The sequence below is a fragment of the Halomicrococcus gelatinilyticus genome (assembly GCA_024227995.1).
In the GTDB taxonomy this organism is placed as follows: Archaea; Halobacteriota; Halobacteria; order Halobacteriales; family Haladaptataceae; genus Halomicrococcus; species Halomicrococcus gelatinilyticus.
In genome coordinates, this window is record CP100467.1 from 160210 (window position 1) to 176345 (window position 16136).

The window sequence follows — 16136 nt, forward strand, 5'->3', positions numbered from 1 at the left end:
AACGATAGTGTACGACTTCGACGAGGTGCGCTGGCGCAACGAACGGTCGGAAGGACCGTTTCGAGCGACCAGCGACCCGGAGATCAGTCCCGGTCGGCGACGAACCGCTGGGTGAGCGAGGCAAGCTCCGAGCGGAACGCGCTCACGTCGAGGTCCCGGCCCTCGACGAACAGCCGCCGGTGTTCCTCCCGGACGACGGTCTCGAAGACGCGTTCGAACAGCGCGTCGGCGGTGACCGGACGTCCGCTGGCAGCCAGTCCGTCCGCCACGCGCTCGAATCGACGGTCGGTCGCGTACGCTCGGGCCAGATCGACGGCGGACGCGTCCAGCGCGTCCGGTTCGTCCGGCGTTCGGACTTCGGGGTTCGATATCGCGGCCCTGACGCCGCGCTTGTTCCGGACGACGACGCCGGCCGCGGGACCGTCGTACCACTCCGACGCCGGAATCCCGTACGCGTCAGGGTCGAAGTCGACGGCACGCACCTCCTTCCGGAACGCGTTCACCGGCCGCAGACCGATTCCGCTGTACAGCTTCTCGACGGCGTCCGGCGGGAGGAACCGTTCGTCGTCCGCGAACCAGACGTCGTGGCCCAGGAACGATGGCGTCCGGTCCCAGTCGTAGTCGACCGCGTGCTGGTGGGTCGCGACCCCGAAGCAGACGACGGACGCCACGTCGTCGACGGCGTCGCGGAGCGCCGACCGGTCGACGTTCTCGCGGACGTGGCGGACGGCGTGGCGGTACGGCGGCGGTATCTCGCCGGCGTCGAACGTCCGGTCGCGGTCGCCGAACCGGAGCATCCCCGAGTCCCGGAGCTGGAACCGGAGAAGCGCGCCGTCGACAGACTCCTGGAGCCAGAGGTGGCCGCCGGCGAGGAGGGAGTCGGGGGCCTCCTCGACGTCCGGAACCGCCGGGAACTGCTTCACGGCGGACGGCCCCCGTTCGTCGCGTGGCCGAAGGGGTGGCCGTCGCTGGCCCGTCGACGGTTCCGATTACGGAGGCCGGCGGCAGGGTTTCGACTACGGACGCCAGCGGCAGGGGTCCGCCCACGGAGGCCGACGGCAGGGTGGCGACCGCCCGTGACAGGGGTGCGACTCCCCGCTCGCGGCGACAGCGAGCGACGACGTGCGGGCGATTGCATACCATCCACTGGAGGGCACCGGCGTATAGGCCTTGGGTAGGACGGGAAGGTACAAACCGGTCCGGTGCGATATTGGAATCGATGAGCAAGATTCGTCCGTCGGACCTCGACGACCGACTGTCGCGGGACGACGTCTTCGTGCTCGACGTCCGCCCCGCCGAGAGCTATCGCGAGCGACACATCGACGGGAGTTACAACGCGCCGGTGTACCACGACCTGCGGCAGGGCGACACCGGAGCGCTCGACGCCCACCTAGACCAGGTGCCGTCGGACGCGGAGGTCGTGACCGTCTGCAAGGCCGGCGTCGTCGCGCGGAAGGCCACGGACCACCTCCGGGAGCAGGACTACGACGCCACCACCCTCTCCGGCGGGTTCAAGGGGTGGCGACACTACGAGGACGAGACGGTGCTGTATCGCGTGCTGTCGCTACTCCGACGCGTGACGGGATAGAACCGGACGATCGACGGCAGGACACCTGGACGGTTCGCCGCCGCTCCGTCCGGGACGTACACTTATTGACCCGGCCGTCCTACCCGTTTGCGGGGTGACGCAGTGGCAGTCCGAGACGTAGCCCGGCCAGCGTGGTGACCGCTCCCCAGCGACAGCCGGGGAACGGGCCACCGAGATGGCAAGGGAGAACGTTGTGAGCACGGGTGTCGAAGACGGCGACGTGCTGTCGGAGTCGCCACCGAACGTGTTCGACCGCAGTACGTGCCGACGAAGACGTCTCCGAAGCGTCCAGGGCGGTGGACGGGCAGTCGATGCGGCGTCCCCCAAGCGTCCATGGCGATGGACGGGCAGTCGATGCAGCGTCCCCCGGTCGTCGACGCAGGAGGCGGACTGCCGGAATCGAGACGGCGGCCCATCGCCGCGTCGTGCTCGCGGGCGAGGCGCACTCGCCGCGGTCACCGAAGACGAAACACCGCCGATAATCAAATCACCAATCATGACCGTTACGATAACGCTAGACGACGAACTCGCGGAGCGACTTGACCGACACCTTGAGGAGGACGAATCGTACGCGGAACTCATCGAGGAACTGGTGTCGATGTACGAGACCGAGGGGGAGTTCCTCACGGAGGGGTACTCGGAATAACCACGACCGGGACTCGAACTAACCACGACCGGGACTCGAACTAACCACGACCGGGACTCGAACTAACCACGACCACCGGGACTCGAACCACCGGTGCGTTCGATGGGCCGCCAGGCCGCGCGTTCGGGTCGCCGGCCGGGCGCTGGGGCACCGACAGCGGCTTCTTCGGCGGGGCTGCCGTTGGCACGACTCCGCGTCGTGACCGACCACCTCGGAGCACTGACTGAACCGGACCAGGGGCGGACGGCCCCGCGACGCCTTGTCCGCTTCTGGACTCGTCCACCGCCGCTTCCCCAGCAGCCACGCCGAGAACGGGACGCCCGGGGCATCGTCACAGCGCACCGGTGACAGCCACGCGTGCGACGCTTTCGCGTTCGACCACCCCGGGAATCACCGGCCGCCCTGTGGCTGTGGCGGTGACCAGTGACTATTTGCACTCCAACGACGTGGGTTCGTCTTGCGATAGTGGGGGAGAGCGGTCACGGCGTACCGAGAATCGACCAACCGACGTCGAAAGGACCAATCCATGGACATCAGTGACATCGTCTCGGAAGAATTCGCAGAATACCCGCCGGATACGAGGGTCTCGAAGCTCGTCGGCACGTTCGACGACCCCGACGTCCGGGGGGTCGTCGTGCATGGCGACGAGTTCGAGGGGGTCATCACCAGACGGCAACTCGCCACCTCGCATCACCAGCCCGACGAAAAGCTCGGGTCGCTGGTCTGGCACGTCCCGCGACTCGCTCCCGACGAAGACATCCGGAAGGTCGCTCGCCTGATGATCGACAGCGACTCCCGACTGCTGCCCGTCTTCGACGGTCGGGACATGGTCGGCGTCGTCACCGTCGACGGGGTCCTCCGGAAGGTCAGGGAGTTCCTCGACGCGGCGACCGTCGCCGAGGCGTACACGGACGACCTGGTATCGGTGAACTCGGAATCGACGATCGGTGAAGTGCTCCACATCTTTCGTGAACACCGGATTACGCACCTCCCGGTCGTCGACGACAGCGCGGCGGTCGGCATCCTCAGCCTCTACGACGTCATCGACCTCACGGTCAGGCCCGCCCAGCAGAGCCAGGGCGGTGACCCGGGTGGAACCGACGCGTACGGTGGCGACATCTCCGACAGTGCAGGGCGCGCGCGGCGCGGCGGCTTCGGTGCCCGCGAAGGGGAACTCGAACGCATCCTCGACCTGCCTGTCCGGGACGTGATGGCGTCACCGGTGAGAACGATTCGGCCCGCCCAGACGCTCGAAGCGGCCGTCGACGAGATGTTCGACGTCGGCGGCTCGTCGCTCGTCGTCACCGAAGACGAGCGTCCCGACGGCATCGTCACGAAAACGGACGTCCTCGAATCGCTCACGTGGGAGGCTGGCGGCAACCGGGCCGTCCAGATATACGGCACAGATATGCTGGACGACGTGCGCTACGAGGAGATAGTGGAGATGATCGACAAGTTCGACGACAGAGACCACGGCATGAACGTTCTGGACGCGAAGATTCACCTGCACGAACACGACGAGAAGCGACGCGGGACGCCACTGCTGCTCGCCCGCATCCGCCTGCACACCGACCGGGGGCTGTTCATCGCCTCCGGGACGGGATACGGTGCGAGTCACGCGCTCAACGAGGCGCGGGACGTCCTGGAGCGCCAGATTCGCGACAAGAAGACCCACGGACGGAGCAAAAAACACCCTGACAGAGAGTACTGGGAGAAACGGTTCGGCTGGCTGCTCGAAGAATGACAGACGCCTCCGCTCCGTACTGCGTGTGAAGCCGTTGCGGGTTCGAATCCGGTCGAGACGTCACGGTCGGTGCACCCCCCGGGGTCTCGTTCGACCGGCGTTCCCAGCGGTGAGAAAGGCAGCGGCCGATCCAGCGAGTTGGCCTGCGGGCAATCCGGCGAACGGGGGTAGACGGGACCTGCGTCGCGCCTCGAAGACGAGCGGTGGTTGGCCCGAATTACTATGACAGCTGTTCACGTATGGCGCTGTACAGCGGAACGGAGCAGTCGCTACCTGCATCACGGGTGGAGATCAAACATGACAGTAATCGCCAGATTCGAGGTCATCCCGGTCCACGAAGGAAGTCTCTCGCAAGACATCGCACGGGCGATCGAAGCACTCGATGACTTCGACATCTCATACGAGATGACCGCGACCGATACCGTCATCGAGGCCCGCGACGTGTCCGAAGTGTTCGACGCCGTCAAAGCCGCCCACGACGCGGTGGAGGGCGACCGTATCATCTCCTCGCTGGAGGTGGACGAACAGGGAGAACGCACCCAGCACGTCGAAGACCGCGTGGAGTCCGTCGCCAGCGCCCTCGGACGCGACCCGAAACGAGAGCGGGGATCAGATCCTGCTTAAAAAAGGGGTTGTCAGTATGGGGGTCGCTGAGCCCGGATGACGTCGGCGAGCTGTTGATGCTCGTCGGCGAGGAGTTCGGTCATATCGTCGGCCGTGATTATCCCGACCAGTTCGTCGTCGGCATCACAGACGGGAATCCGCCGAACGCCGTGTTCGCGCATCAGTTCGGCCGCCTGGTAGAAGCCGCTGCCCGAATCGATCGTGTGGATATCCCCGGACATCACGTTTTCAGCGGTCTCGTCCTGGTCGGCCTGTCCGGCGAGCACACGTACGACCAGGTCCCGGTCGGTCACGATACCGACTGGAGTCCCCGTTTCAGTGATGACGATGCTGCCGACGTTCTGTTGCTCCATCGTCGTCGCGAGTTCGGTTACGGACGTTTCGGTCGTTGCAGTGATCACGTCACTGCGTGCGAGGTTTTCAACTGGCATCTGGTTCCCCCCAGACTCGTTCTACGCGGGCACATCAAGTATAGCCGACGGGAGAATACTGGAACGCGAGAATCAAAACCGAGATTCGTGAGTGCGGGGAGCTTTCGGCCGGCAAGGAGATTCCCGAAGTAGGGGCACATCTGTCGCGATATGGGGTGGGAAAACGAGCCGACCCCGTGGGTGCGTCCTTCGGTCGAACGCCATGCTAGTTTCCAGAGATGGACCGGCAGTCCACGGCCCGGTCGCCAACGGACCAGCGAGAACACGGAGCTTCGGGACCACGTCGAATCGGTCGCAGTCCTCGACCACGCGACGAACGCCCTCTCGAACGGAGTCGGGCTACTCGTCCCGGTCCGAGAGATCACTCGAAGTCGTTTCGGTTTCGCCCTCGTTTTCGTCAGCGGGTTGTGCACCAGCAGTTTGTCCCGCTTCGCCCTCGCTCCACCCCCCGGCATCGACGACCGCGAAGAGCTTGCGCCAGTTCTCGTCGTCTTCGCTTTCCGGAAGCTGGTCGCGGAGCTGCTGGAAGTCGGACGGCGGGACCTGGGTGTGGACGAGATCCACGATGACCTGAGCGTGGTAGGCTGCTTCCGGTCGGTCGGTCACTTCGACGTCGCTGACGCGCGAGACGAACTCCTGCCAGTCGAATCGCTGGCCGTGGTCGTGGACAGCGCCGGTCAAGTACCACTTGATCTCCATCGGAAGGGAAGCAGCGAGGTCTTCGGCTGCTCCCTCTGGAATGCGCTGGCCCAGAGTCATCAACGTCGCTCGTATCGCACGTACCGTCTCGCCGGTCGCTGGTAATTCGAGGCGATGCTGTACCTGACCGGTGAACTCGTCGAAATTCATGCTTTCCCCCGGGTGCTGAACGATTGGCTAGAACAAAAATCTACGTCCGGACACCCGAACAGGCGACGCGAACGGACGGGAAACGGCCGTGGTCGAAGACCTCATCGCCCCCCATAAAACAGGTTTCCAACTTGACGCTGTCTGCCGTCCTCGGCGCGAACCCAGTCAAGATGGGCGGAATACCGAAGAACTCGAACAATTCGTAGCTACCTCAGTCCAGTGCGCTGGCGATTCGTTTGGTCGACGATCCGTCGCTCTCTCCCGTTCACCCCTCGCCGACGGTCCATCCCCGGACGGCTTCGAGATGCTTGAGCAGCGCCATCACGTCCTCGTCGCCGTGACCGAGCGTCCGCGTCGCGCTCGCCCCTTCGCGAGTCGCGGCCGTCGCCGGGCGCGGCACCGCCGTCTCGTCGGCGTCGAGGACGAGGACCCGTCCGGCGGCTACCTCGCCGCCCACACGCTCGGCGGCGGTGAGAGAGTGCTCGCCCAGAAACCGGGTTGGCGGTGGCGATACGACCTCCCAGGCGTCCCGAACGGCGGCCTCACCGTTGCTGACGGTACACTGATAGCCGTCGCGCGCCGCGAGAACGATTCCGACCGCGTCCACGTCCTCGACCCCGCGTAAGCGACGGTTGTGCAGAGTCAGGCGACGCCTTCGTAACGGGAGGCGATGCCATCGTCGCGTTCGAGCGTGGTCTGCCCCGGCGGCGTCGTCATCCCGAGTGGAGCGCGTACAGCAGCGCCATCCCGCCGACGACGAGCGCGACGAGCGTGAGCATCGGCTGGCCGCCCGTCGTCGACCGATAGAGGACGTAGCCCACCGTCGCAGTCAGCGAGTAGACGGCGACGCTGCCGGCCACGTGGACGACCTCGACGCGGAGCGTCGGTGGTGCTCGACCGACCTCCCGACCGATTGTCAGCGCGTACTCGCCGACGTCCCACGCCAGGACGACGAGCAGTGCCGCAGCGAGCACGTACCCGGGGGCCATGCCGTAGACGCCCGCGAGGAGCAGGCCCGCGAAGTGGCTGCCGGTGCCCGCGACGAGCGCCCGGTGCGACCCCCGGACGACCGCCACAACGACCAGGGCAGTTCCGACGGCCGACGCGAGCAGCAGCAACGGCGAAACCGCGAGGAGAACGCTGGCGGCCGCCGCGGCGACGACCGCCACCGCGGCACTCACGAGCGCCGGCGACCGCTCGACCGGGACGGGCGCCCCCTTCTCACGACCGTCGGCCTGCGGACCGGCGTCCGCGTCCTCAGCGGCCACGTTCCAGCACCTCCGCGACGGAATCGTCCCGGGACCAGTCCACGACCGTCGCTCCGGTCGCACGGAGTGCTCGGATATTGGCCTCGCGCTGCAGTCGCGCGAACCCGCCACACAGGTCCGTCGTGCTCGTCGGGTCGAGGGTGACGACCGTGACGCGGTGCCCGGTCGCCTCGAAGTGCTCGACGGCGGACACCGCCCCGCGGTCGAGCATCGGAGAGAGGACCACGACCTGTACGCCGGCGTCGACGTGCGAGGCGACCGTCCGCACGACACTGGTCGCGTCGACGTCGTCGTCCGGTGGCGTCCAGTCGAACGCCGGGCCGGTCGACAGCGCCGTCCGGAGTCGGTGGCGGTGGTCCTCGCACCTGCTGGGGCGTATCACCGTCGGGTCCGGACCCAGACTGGCGAGACCGACCGGGTTGCCCGCGTCGAGCAGGCTGTCGACGAGCGCGCGTGCCGCCGAGACCGACCGTCGAACGACTGGCACGGAGCCGTCGGCCGGCGCGACGTACGCCGACCGGCGGACGTCGACCACGAGGAGTACCGTCGCGAGTCGCGGCGTGACGAAGTCGACGGTGGTGAGCTCGCCGGTCTTCGCGCGCCGACGCCAGTCTATCCGGGAGACCGGATCGCCACGGCGGTACTCCCGGACGGAGTGGAACTCGACGCCAGCACCTTCGAGGTCCGTGGTCGTTCGTCCGGCCTGGGTCGTGACCTGTCGACGACGGTCGAAGGACACGGAGGGCGTCGGTCGCTCGCAGGTGATCCTCGTCGTCGCGTCCACCGACGTCCGGTGTTCCCACGCGCCGCTGAAATCGCGTGCGAGGACGACCGCGGGTTCGAACTCGTGGTGCCCCGCCACCGCCGTCACGGTGTACGAGAACGACGCGGACCGGCCGCGACGGAGCGCCGTCGTGAATCGCGGCGACCCCTCGGTGACGACGAGGCCGGGCGGGACGCCGTCGACGATGCGGACGTCCGGCAGTACCACGGTCCCGCCGTTCCGGACCGTCACCGTCACGGTGACGTCGTCACCCGGACTGGGGCTGGAATCGCTCACCGTTCGTTCGACCGCCAGGTCGTCGGCCGGGAGCGGACTCGCGCTCGCCAACGCCTCGAACGCGATGCCGAACACTGCCAGCAGGAGCATCCCGGGAGTCTGGGTGAAGAGACCGATGCCACCGGCAGCGAAGGCACCGACCGTCAGCACGCGCCCCCGGCCCGTTCTTCGAACGGTCGACCGTTCGTCGGCAACCGATGGCCAGTACGGTTCGGGGTCGGTGGGGGCGCGGCAGTCCTCGGGAACTTCTGGTGACTCTCGGGCGTCTGGCGTTCCACGGGAATCGGGTCTTTCCCGCATCTCAGACGCCCCACGTGAGTCTGACGCCCCACGGCTGTCCGACGACGGCCGACCGTCAGTCGCGTCGTGACGCGCGGTCAGTTCGGCCATCGCGTGCCGGGCCCGGCGTTCGAAGGGCGTCTCTCCTCGCCCGAACAGGACACGAACGTGGTCGCGGAGCCCTAGCGACGGCACGAGGTCGCCACTGAAGAACGCCGCCGCCCGGGGGTCGTCCGTCCACGACCCGTCCGCGAGACGGTCACCCACGTCTGCGCCCGAGCGGCCGCCACGTTCCGACACGACGTCGGTTGCCATCCGTCGCAGCGTCGCCCTGAGCCGCCGGCGGGCGGCCAGCGGGTCTGCGGGGTCGGAGTGGGTCGCGTCGTCGGCGACCCGTTCGGTGGCCGTCGAGCCGCCGTCCGCCTCGGCAGTCGCCGCGTCGGCTTCCGTATGGTTCTCGTTTGTGCGCGCATCGCCTGGGGCAGAATCACCGTCGGCCGCACCTCTCCGGGTCGCCGCGCGTCTGTCCGTCCAACGAATTTCGTCGAGACGACGTGCGAACCCGGTCCCGGGACGCTCCTACGCGGGACGTCGTTCCGGCGTGGGAAGCGAGGACGACGCTCCCCCTGAGCCGCGGTGTGGGTCGGTGACCACGGTCCGGAAGGCGGCCAGGAGCACCAGGAGCCCGACTGCAGCAAGGAACAGCGCGAGGACGATCCGTGGTAAGTCGACCGCCCGGGCCAGCCCCGGGACCGCGAGCATCGTCACGCCGAGGAGGCTACCGGCGACGCCGACGGCGAGGACGAGACGTCGACCGTCGGTCATGCGTCGTCCTCGTCGGTTGACGCGTCCGACTCCGACTCCGCAAGCTGGCGCACCGCGTCCGTCGCTCGGCCCTCGCGACGGTCGGTCGGCTGCCGCTGCCCGTACCGGACCCCACGGAAGAGCGACGTGAGTTCCTCGACAGGCCTGTCCGGCAACCCTGCGTCGCGAGCTCGTGCTGCTATCTCTCTCGGCGTCCGGGCGTCGTCGACCGGTTCGACGAGTTCGACCATGCGGTTCCAGGCGCGATAGACGTCGTTCGTTGCCGGCGCGTGCTCGACCTTGGGGACGGCCGCCGAACGCCCCTCTGCCGGAGACGGGGCCACCATCGCCGTCCGCTCGTCCGGGGCGGTTTCGTCGTCGCCGGTGAGCAGGAAGACGGCCGCGCCGATACCCACTGCGAGGAGACAGCCCGCGAGGAAGAGGACGTCGAGTTCCCCGTCGGACGGTACCACTGAGCGGTCACCTGCAACGTCGAACTGGGGGAAGAGGGAACCGAAGCTGTCACTGCCGCCGTTGTCCGGTGCGACGCGTACGTCGCTACCACCACCGCCCCCGCCGCTGCCGGTAGACGACGCCGTCCGTTCGGCGAGCGGATTCGCCGTCGTCGAGTCCAGCGTCGCCGCGGCGAAGGCGAGGGCGAAGAGGGCGAGGAGAGCGATCGCAAGGGACCCAATTCGGTTCACGCACAGAGGTATTATTGCACGAGAATTTAATGTTCCGTTACAGATGCCGTCTGGCGGGGAGCAACCCGACTGAAAGAAAGTGACCCGCTGGGACGAGGGAGAAAATCTGTGGAGTCGGTGGGCGGGGACACACACCCCTCGTCCAGAGTGAAAGGTTTCGAAGGGAAGGGAGGGTAAGAGACAGTGGTCGATGGGTCAGGAGTTCTTCGATTCCGGCAGTACGCGGACGGAGCTCAGTCTCTATCACGAAAGTTAGAACCACGGCAGGAACGAACCCCGCCGGTGATATCGACCGATCGTTCGTCTGTTACGGACGAATCGTGATTCGTCCTTACAAGAAGACGAAATCCAGTCAATGGACTTTAGATTCTACTCATTTATAAAACCACTAGATAGATGAACAACTGCGGTCGCAGTAAGGTCCCGAATACCGTGGCCGAAGTTCGTCTTCACCATCAGTTAGCCGTCTTCCCCCCGAAAACGCAGTTCTGTAGTGATTGCCACAATTAACGTTATCAATCTTATCTATCCGCAATCGGAAACGGATCAACAGATGACTATTACGAATAACCTGCGAGCGTGCTGTACGCGAACGAAATCCGGCGTTTTCACTCTTGACTGGGGGTGCCCATCGAGCCCTCTCGATTCTCGACACGCATCTTTCCTTTACACTGTTTCACTCTGGACGAGGGGTGTGTGGTGCATCGGAGCAGGGTTCGGGGCCGCGTAGTGCACCGTCGACGAACTCGGGACTGCGTCCCTCGCGACGTTTCCTCCATTACCGTCGCTCACGTCTCGTTCCGTCGGCCTCACGTCTCTTCCCATCGGTTTCACGGTTCTACCACGCCGGGCGGACGATAACGGTGAACAACGGCGTTTCGAGACGACCGGATCGCAGGTCTGCGCTGTACATCGGTCTTCTGGTGACCTCATCTCGCCGGTCTCGACGCAGCGGATTCAGTCATGCTCGGCGATGCAGTCGTGGCTCGCGTTTCAGTCTGGACCAGGGGTCTGGTGCGGGACGGTCGGACCTAGTCTCGAACTGGAGACCGCAGTAGCGGAACGCGACGTCGCGTCTGTCACCTGTTCACGCGCCCCTCCCCGATTCACTCTGGACGAGGGGTGTGGTCCGCGCCCGTCCTGCGCCCGTGACCAGATGTCGACTCGTCGCCGACCCACCACACACCATTACACTCTGGACGAGGGGTGTCCCCCGCCCCCGACTGCTCCCTTCGAGATGTGGGAACGTGACGTAGCGTCCCCGAAACGGGACTTCGCCCCCTTGCGACGCTTGACGGCACGACGTCCCGTCGTATTCGGTCCGAGGGAGGATTCGTTGTACGTCGTGCCGTTCGTCGGGAATTTGTGGGACGTCCATCGGGAGATGGTGGGACGTCCATCGGGATGGTGGCACCACGAAGGCGGCATCGGCGTCTCGTAACTGGCACCTGACGGTACCCGTCGCCCGATTCACTCTGGATGAGGGGTGTGCTATACCCCTAATACGAACTGTAATCTCTCCGATTACGGGGTTCCAGAAGGGATTACGCGGCGATACACTCTGGGCGGGGATGGATTAATTATTTATACTACGGCTATATGAAATGGGGTATGACCGACGATTCCGCACGGATCTCCGAAATCGACGATCCCTTCGAGGATCCGTCGGACGATCCCCTCTTCAACTGGGACGAGGATGAATCCGGCAGGACGTCGATTTTCGAACGCAAGGAACTGCTCAAGGTCGGTCACGTCCCCGAGAGCAACCGGATCGTCGGTCGTGACAGCGAGATCGAGGCAGTCGCGGCCGAACTCCGCCCGATCGTCCGCTCCGAACCGCCGAACAACGTTATGATCTACGGGAAGACGGGGACCGGGAAGTCGCTGGTCGCCCGCCACGTCACGGAGCGAGCGCGACGCGCCGCCGAGGCCCAGGACGTGTCCGTCGGGACCGTCTACGTCGACTGCGCCCAGCACAACACCCAGACCCGCGTTGCGCGGACGATTACCCGCGACCTCAACGACGAACCCCGGACCGGTCTCTCGATCCCCCGCGCCGGCATCGGGAGCGGCGAGTACTACGACTACCTCTGGGAGATCCTCGACGCCACCTACGACGCCACCATCATCATCCTCGACGAGGTCGACCGCCTCGACGACGACGACGTTCTGATGCAACTGTCTCGCGCGCGCGAATCGGGGAAGGCCGACTGCCACCTCGGCGTCATCGCCATCAGCAACAAGATCGAGTACCGCGACGAACTCAACGAGCGCGTCAAGAGCAGCCTCCGCGAGGAGGAGTTCGTCTTCCAGCCGTACGACGCGAACCAGCTCCGAGACATCATGAACCATCGCCGCGACGCGTTCCGCGACGGCGTCCTCACCGACGACGTCATCCCGCTGACTGCGGCGTTCGCCGCCCAGGAGCACGGCGACGCGCGCAAGGCCATCGAGATTCTCAGGCACGCCGGCGAACTCGCCGAACGCCAGAGCAACGAGTGCGTCACCGAGGAGAACGTCCGCGAGGCCCAGGAGTGGGCCGAGATCGACCGCTTCGAGGAACTGCTCCGGGGCTCGACGACGCAGGTGAAGTTCATCCTCTACGCCCTCGGCCGCCTGACCCGGGAGAGTCCGGAGGACGAGTTCTCGACCAGCGAGATATACGAGCGCTACCAGTCCGTCTGCGAACAGCTCAGCGTCAACATCCTCGGCGAACATCGGGTGTACGAACTCCTCAAAGAGCAGGCGTTCCTCGGCGTCGTCGAGTCCACCCGGACCGGCGGCGGGCGGGGCCAGGGCAGCTACCTGGAACACCGCCTCGTCAAGGACACCGACGTCGTGCTGAAGGCCGTCCTCCGCGACAGCCAGCTCGACGACCTGGCCTGAGCCACGAGTACCGAGGCTGGTTCTGCGCTACTCCCCCCGGAGAAGAGCGTCTTACCTTTCTGAACCGGCCTGCTGTGATGTCACCTCCCGGACGCGGGTCGTGACGTGATACCGCGGACCCGTCAGCCCCATTGCAGTGGGTTGTTCGCACCGCCGCGCCCCGTCGAGCGAAGGCGAGGGTTTAACAGTGTAGAATGTTAACAATTATCACTATGGGGGGTTCCGGTCGGTGCACATACACGGTTCCAGGAGGGTCGTTCGGGTGCGGTATCGCGATCCAGCGGGGGCGCAGCGTGGCTCGTTGGCCACCAGACCCCGACCACAGGCCATCCAGACGCCTCGTCACAGTGAGTAACAACGATGGCGACTGATCGTGGCGACGACGTCGTCGGCGAGACGTCCGAGGGCCTCCAGGTCGAACTGTTCCACCCGGATACCGAGCGCAAACCCGGTGATACGAACATCCGGAAGTGGGGGTTCGACGTCCACCCGCAGGTGTTCCCGATCGCCTGCGGGTTGATCGCCGTCTTCATCGCCCTCACCCTGCTGTTCAGGACCCAGGCCGCTTCCTTCTTCGACGCGATACAGACGACCATCTCCGCGACAGCGGGCTGGTTCTACATCCTCGCAGTGAACGCGTTCATCGTCGTCATCCTCTATTTCGCGCTCAGCAAGTACGGGAACGTCCGCATCGGCGGCGTGGAGGCCGAGAAGGAGTTCGGCGACTTCTCGTGGGTGGCCATGCTGTTCAGCGCCGGCATGGGGATCGGCCTCATGTTCTTCAGCGTCGCCGAACCGGTCTTCCACTTCGGTTCCGTGTCACCGTTCTTCGGCGGGGTCGAAAGCGGCACGGTCCGGGCGAGCAACACTGCGATGGCGACGACCTTCTTCCACTGGGGAATCCACCCCTGGGCCATCTACGCGCTCGTCGGCCTCGGGCTCGCCTTCTTCTCGTTCAACCGCGGCCTGCCGCTGACGTTCCGGTCGATCTTCTGGCCGCTGCTCGGTGACCGCATCTACGGCTGGCCGGGCCACGTCATCGACGTCCTGTCGGTCATCGCGACGCTGTTCGGTCTCTCGACCTCGCTTGGAATCGGCGTCCAGCAGGTGAACGCCGGGCTCAACGTCCTGTCGAGCCAGTTCCTTCCCGCTACCGTCCCGCAGTCGGTCTGGGTGCAGATCGCGTTGATCGGGTTGATCACGGGCGTCGCGACACTCTCGGTCGCTGCGGGGCTCGACGGTGGCGTCCGACGGCTCAGCGAGGTCAACCTCTATCTCATGGTTCTGTTCCTCGCGCTGATGCTGGTGCTCGGACCCACGCTGTATCTCCTCGGGGGGTTCGTGTCGAATCTCGGCACCTACGTCGACGTCCTGCCGGCCCTGGCGTTCTGGACCGAATCGAGAAGTGGCACCACCTGGCAGAGCGACTGGACCATCTTCTACTGGGGCTGGTGGATCTCGTGGTCGCCGTTCGTCGGGATGTTCATCGCGCGCATCTCGAAGGGACGCACCGTCCGCGAATTCGTGCTCGGAGTCCTGCTACTGCCGTCGATGTTCTCCTTCCTGTGGATGTCCGTGTTCGGCGGTTCGGCCCTGTTCGTCGAACTGGAAACTGCGGGCACGCTGGTCGATTCGGTGAACGCGAACGTCGCCACGGCGATGTTCGAACTGTTCTCCTTCTTCCCACTGACGGCGTTACTGTCCGGACTGGGGGTCCTCCTGGTCGTCACCTTCTTCGTCACCTCCTCCGACTCCGGGTCGCTGGTCGTCGACCACCTGACCTCCGGTGGGAAACACGACGTGCCTGTCGTCCAGCGCATCTTCTGGGCCGTGACCGAGGGCGCAGTCGCGGCCGTGTTGTTGCTCGGCGGTGGCCTGGACGCGCTCCAGACCGCCTCGATCACGGCCGGGTTACCCTTCGCGGCGCTGCTGTTGTTGATGTGTTATACGGTGTATCTGGGCCTCGACCGCGAACACGAGATACTGGAATCCGACGAGTTCGCCGAGTGGATGGAGCGGATCGAGGAACAGGAACAGGTCATCCTCGCCGCGGATGACGACGACGTTCTAGCTTCCCTCCGGGACAGTGGCGACTCGACGTCCGTGGACGACTGAACGTGCCAGCACGTGCCCGGTGCGTTCTCGTCTCGGTTCTGGACCGACGCCGAGCTGGCGGTCGATTGGGCGCGACGTCACAACGCGGTCGCCCGCCAACTGCTCTCCGAATCTCCGCACGGCCTGCGGCGTCCGGCGAGGAAACGTCAATCGATATGTGGTTTATGGGTCGACGTCGACCACGCCGAGCGTCTCGTCGACGACCACGGTCAGCGTCTCGCCACCGGCTTCGTAGGTCACGCTCGCTCGGAACGGATCGGCGTCGCGAACCGCCATCCGGACGTCGTCGACCGGCGGAAACTCCCAGACGAGTCGCTCCCGAACGTCGACCCCGTGGTCGTGGTAGAACGCGACCACGGCAGGGTGGTTCAGGAGGACGGTGTTCAGTCCAGTGGTCGCCGTGGCCCCGCACTGCTGGCAGTCGTACTGCACCCACGGGATGGTCTCGATGTCGTCGACGAACTCCTCGAGCACTTCCTCCGACGGGACCTCGACCATATCGATGTCCGAGATGGTTCCGACGGAGGGCTCTACTCGCCCTTCGCAGTACCAGCAGAACCCGTTGTACTGCTGTCGGATCGTCGTCCGGAGGTAGCGACTGGCGACCTGCGGGATTTCTTCGCGTTCGTGCCCCGCGAACGCGGCGGGCGGTACCGCGAACGCGCTGGTTGAAACGCAGGAGTCGCACTCGACGCGGACGACCTCGTCCTCGTAGCGAAGCGTCTGCTCACCGCCGCACACCTGACACGGGTCGTCGAGTGCGATGGGGTCCGTCTCCCCCCGGACCGTGTACGCGCCGGACGCGATCGCACCCGCGATCTGCTTGCCCGCCTGCGTGAGTTCGTACCCCTCGTCCGTCCGGGTGACGAAGTGCCCCCTGAGTTTGCCGAGGTGGTAGTTGAACTGGCCCGGATCATCGACCCCGACCGTCTCGCGGAGGTCGGAGAACGTCGCCTCGTGCCCGTCGGCTTCTCGCAATGCGCGGATGACCGCGACGCGCGTGTCGTTCGACAGCGACCCGAACACCTCCTCCGGGTCCGCTCGCTGGACGAACCGTTCGCTCATACACCGACTCGCCGTCCCGGTACCGTAAAAGGAGGTGTCGCCTGGTCCACCCAGCGGTCAAACGGTGCAGGAC

15 protein-coding genes are annotated in these 16136 nt (G+C 65.7%); 6 read left to right on the plus strand and 9 right to left on the minus strand.

Features of this window, described 5'->3' with window-relative positions; genetic code table 11:
- Window positions 1–83 precede the first annotated feature (83 nt).
- A complete protein-coding gene (locus tag NKT36_RS18030; protein ID WP_327054131.1) occupies window positions 84–923 on the minus strand; it encodes an RNA ligase family protein in 840 nt (279 codons plus the stop codon).
- Window positions 924–1219: 296 nt separating this feature from the next.
- Between NKT36_RS18030 and NKT36_RS18035 the strand changes: the two genes are divergently transcribed.
- The 4 genes from NKT36_RS18035 to NKT36_RS18050 all read left to right on the plus strand — a co-directional run bounded on the left by NKT36_RS18035 (window position 1220) and on the right by NKT36_RS18050 (window position 4602).
- On the plus strand, window positions 1220–1588 hold the full coding sequence (locus NKT36_RS18035) for a rhodanese-like domain-containing protein (RefSeq protein WP_327054132.1): 369 nt from the start codon (window positions 1220–1222) through the stop codon (window positions 1586–1588).
- A 496-nt stretch (window positions 1589–2084) separates the two neighbouring features.
- The gene (locus tag NKT36_RS18040) at window positions 2085–2234 is read left to right on the plus strand and encodes a DUF7557 family protein (protein ID WP_327054133.1); all 150 of its coding nucleotides are present in this window, start codon (window positions 2085–2087) and stop codon (window positions 2232–2234) included.
- Between the two features lie 526 nt (window positions 2235–2760).
- The gene (locus NKT36_RS18045) at window positions 2761–3978 is read left to right on the plus strand and encodes a CBS domain-containing protein (protein WP_327054134.1); all 1218 of its coding nucleotides are present in this window, start codon (window positions 2761–2763) and stop codon (window positions 3976–3978) included.
- 297 nt (window positions 3979–4275) lie between these two features.
- Complete coding sequence (locus NKT36_RS18050) at window positions 4276–4602, plus strand: MTH1187 family thiamine-binding protein (RefSeq protein WP_327054135.1); 327 nt, start codon at window positions 4276–4278, stop codon at window positions 4600–4602.
- An 11-nt stretch (window positions 4603–4613) separates the two neighbouring features.
- Here NKT36_RS18050 and NKT36_RS18055 read toward each other — a convergent pair whose 3' ends face one another.
- The 7 genes from NKT36_RS18055 to NKT36_RS18085 form a co-directional block, all read right to left on the minus strand.
- On the minus strand, window positions 4614–5033 hold the full coding sequence (locus tag NKT36_RS18055) for a CBS domain-containing protein (protein ID WP_327054136.1): 420 nt from the start codon (window positions 5031–5033) through the stop codon (window positions 4614–4616).
- Between the two features lie 339 nt (window positions 5034–5372).
- Window positions 5373–5882, minus strand: coding sequence for a DUF2267 domain-containing protein (locus NKT36_RS18060; protein WP_327054137.1), 510 nt, complete (start codon window positions 5880–5882; stop codon window positions 5373–5375).
- Window positions 5883–6147: 265 nt separating this feature from the next.
- Window positions 6148–6489, minus strand: a complete 342-nt coding sequence (locus tag NKT36_RS19305; RefSeq protein WP_327054138.1) for a hypothetical protein — start codon at window positions 6487–6489, stop codon at window positions 6148–6150.
- A gap of 106 nt (window positions 6490–6595) precedes the next feature.
- Window positions 6596–7150, minus strand: a complete 555-nt coding sequence (locus NKT36_RS18070; protein ID WP_327054139.1) for a DUF7519 family protein — start codon at window positions 7148–7150, stop codon at window positions 6596–6598.
- Window positions 7140–9029 (minus strand): DUF58 domain-containing protein, encoded by a 1890-nt coding sequence (locus NKT36_RS18075; RefSeq protein ID WP_456071261.1) that lies wholly within the window; start codon window positions 9027–9029, stop codon window positions 7140–7142. The genes NKT36_RS18070 and NKT36_RS18075 overlap by 11 nt, the downstream gene beginning before the upstream one ends.
- Before the next feature lie 39 nt (window positions 9030–9068).
- Window positions 9069–9314 carry a hypothetical protein gene (locus tag NKT36_RS18080; protein WP_327054141.1) on the minus strand — a complete coding sequence of 82 codons (246 nt, stop codon included), beginning with the start codon at window positions 9312–9314 and terminating at the stop codon, window positions 9069–9071.
- Window positions 9311–9997 carry a DUF4129 domain-containing protein gene (locus NKT36_RS18085; RefSeq protein WP_327054142.1) on the minus strand — a complete coding sequence of 229 codons (687 nt, stop codon included), beginning with the start codon at window positions 9995–9997 and terminating at the stop codon, window positions 9311–9313. Before NKT36_RS18085 ends, NKT36_RS18080 begins: the two co-directional genes overlap by 4 nt.
- 1611 nt (window positions 9998–11608) lie before the next feature.
- Here NKT36_RS18085 and NKT36_RS18090 point away from each other — a divergent pair.
- Together NKT36_RS18090 and NKT36_RS18095 are read left to right on the plus strand one after the other, a co-directional pair.
- Complete coding sequence (locus tag NKT36_RS18090; RefSeq protein WP_327054143.1) at window positions 11609–12883, plus strand: Cdc6/Cdc18 family protein; 1275 nt, start codon at window positions 11609–11611, stop codon at window positions 12881–12883.
- Window positions 12884–13243: 360 nt separating this feature from the next.
- Window positions 13244–14998: a BCCT family transporter gene (locus NKT36_RS18095; RefSeq protein ID WP_327054144.1), complete on the plus strand. Its 1755-nt coding sequence runs from the start codon at window positions 13244–13246 to the stop codon at window positions 14996–14998.
- A gap of 162 nt (window positions 14999–15160) precedes the next feature.
- On the opposite strand, the gene NKT36_RS18100 is transcribed toward NKT36_RS18095, so the two are convergent.
- On the minus strand, window positions 15161–16063 hold the full coding sequence (locus NKT36_RS18100) for an ArsR/SmtB family transcription factor (RefSeq protein ID WP_327054145.1): 903 nt from the start codon (window positions 16061–16063) through the stop codon (window positions 15161–15163).
- Window positions 16064–16136 lie beyond the last annotated feature (73 nt).

Excerpts from the sequence above, each read along its gene's own strand:
- NKT36_RS18035 (WP_327054132.1), top strand. The coding sequence starts at position 1,220 with ATGAGCAAGATTCGTCCGTCGGACCTCGACGACCGACTGTCGCGGGAC.
- NKT36_RS18040 (WP_327054133.1), top strand. The coding sequence starts at position 2,085 with ATGACCGTTACGATAACGCTAGACGACGAACTCGCGGAGCGACTTGAC.
- NKT36_RS18045 (WP_327054134.1), top strand. The coding sequence starts at position 2,761 with ATGGACATCAGTGACATCGTCTCGGAAGAATTCGCAGAATACCCGCCG.
- NKT36_RS18050 (WP_327054135.1), top strand. The coding sequence starts at position 4,276 with ATGACAGTAATCGCCAGATTCGAGGTCATCCCGGTCCACGAAGGAAGT.
- NKT36_RS18055 (WP_327054136.1), bottom strand. The coding sequence starts at position 5,033 with ATGCCAGTTGAAAACCTCGCACGCAGTGACGTGATCACTGCAACGACC.
- NKT36_RS18060 (WP_327054137.1), bottom strand. The coding sequence starts at position 5,882 with ATGAATTTCGACGAGTTCACCGGTCAGGTACAGCATCGCCTCGAATTA.
- NKT36_RS18080 (WP_327054141.1), bottom strand. The coding sequence starts at position 9,314 with ATGACCGACGGTCGACGTCTCGTCCTCGCCGTCGGCGTCGCCGGTAGC.
- NKT36_RS18090 (WP_327054143.1), top strand. The coding sequence starts at position 11,609 with ATGACCGACGATTCCGCACGGATCTCCGAAATCGACGATCCCTTCGAG.
- NKT36_RS18095 (WP_327054144.1), top strand. The coding sequence starts at position 13,244 with ATGGCGACTGATCGTGGCGACGACGTCGTCGGCGAGACGTCCGAGGGC.
- NKT36_RS18100 (WP_327054145.1), bottom strand. The coding sequence starts at position 16,063 with ATGAGCGAACGGTTCGTCCAGCGAGCGGACCCGGAGGAGGTGTTCGGG.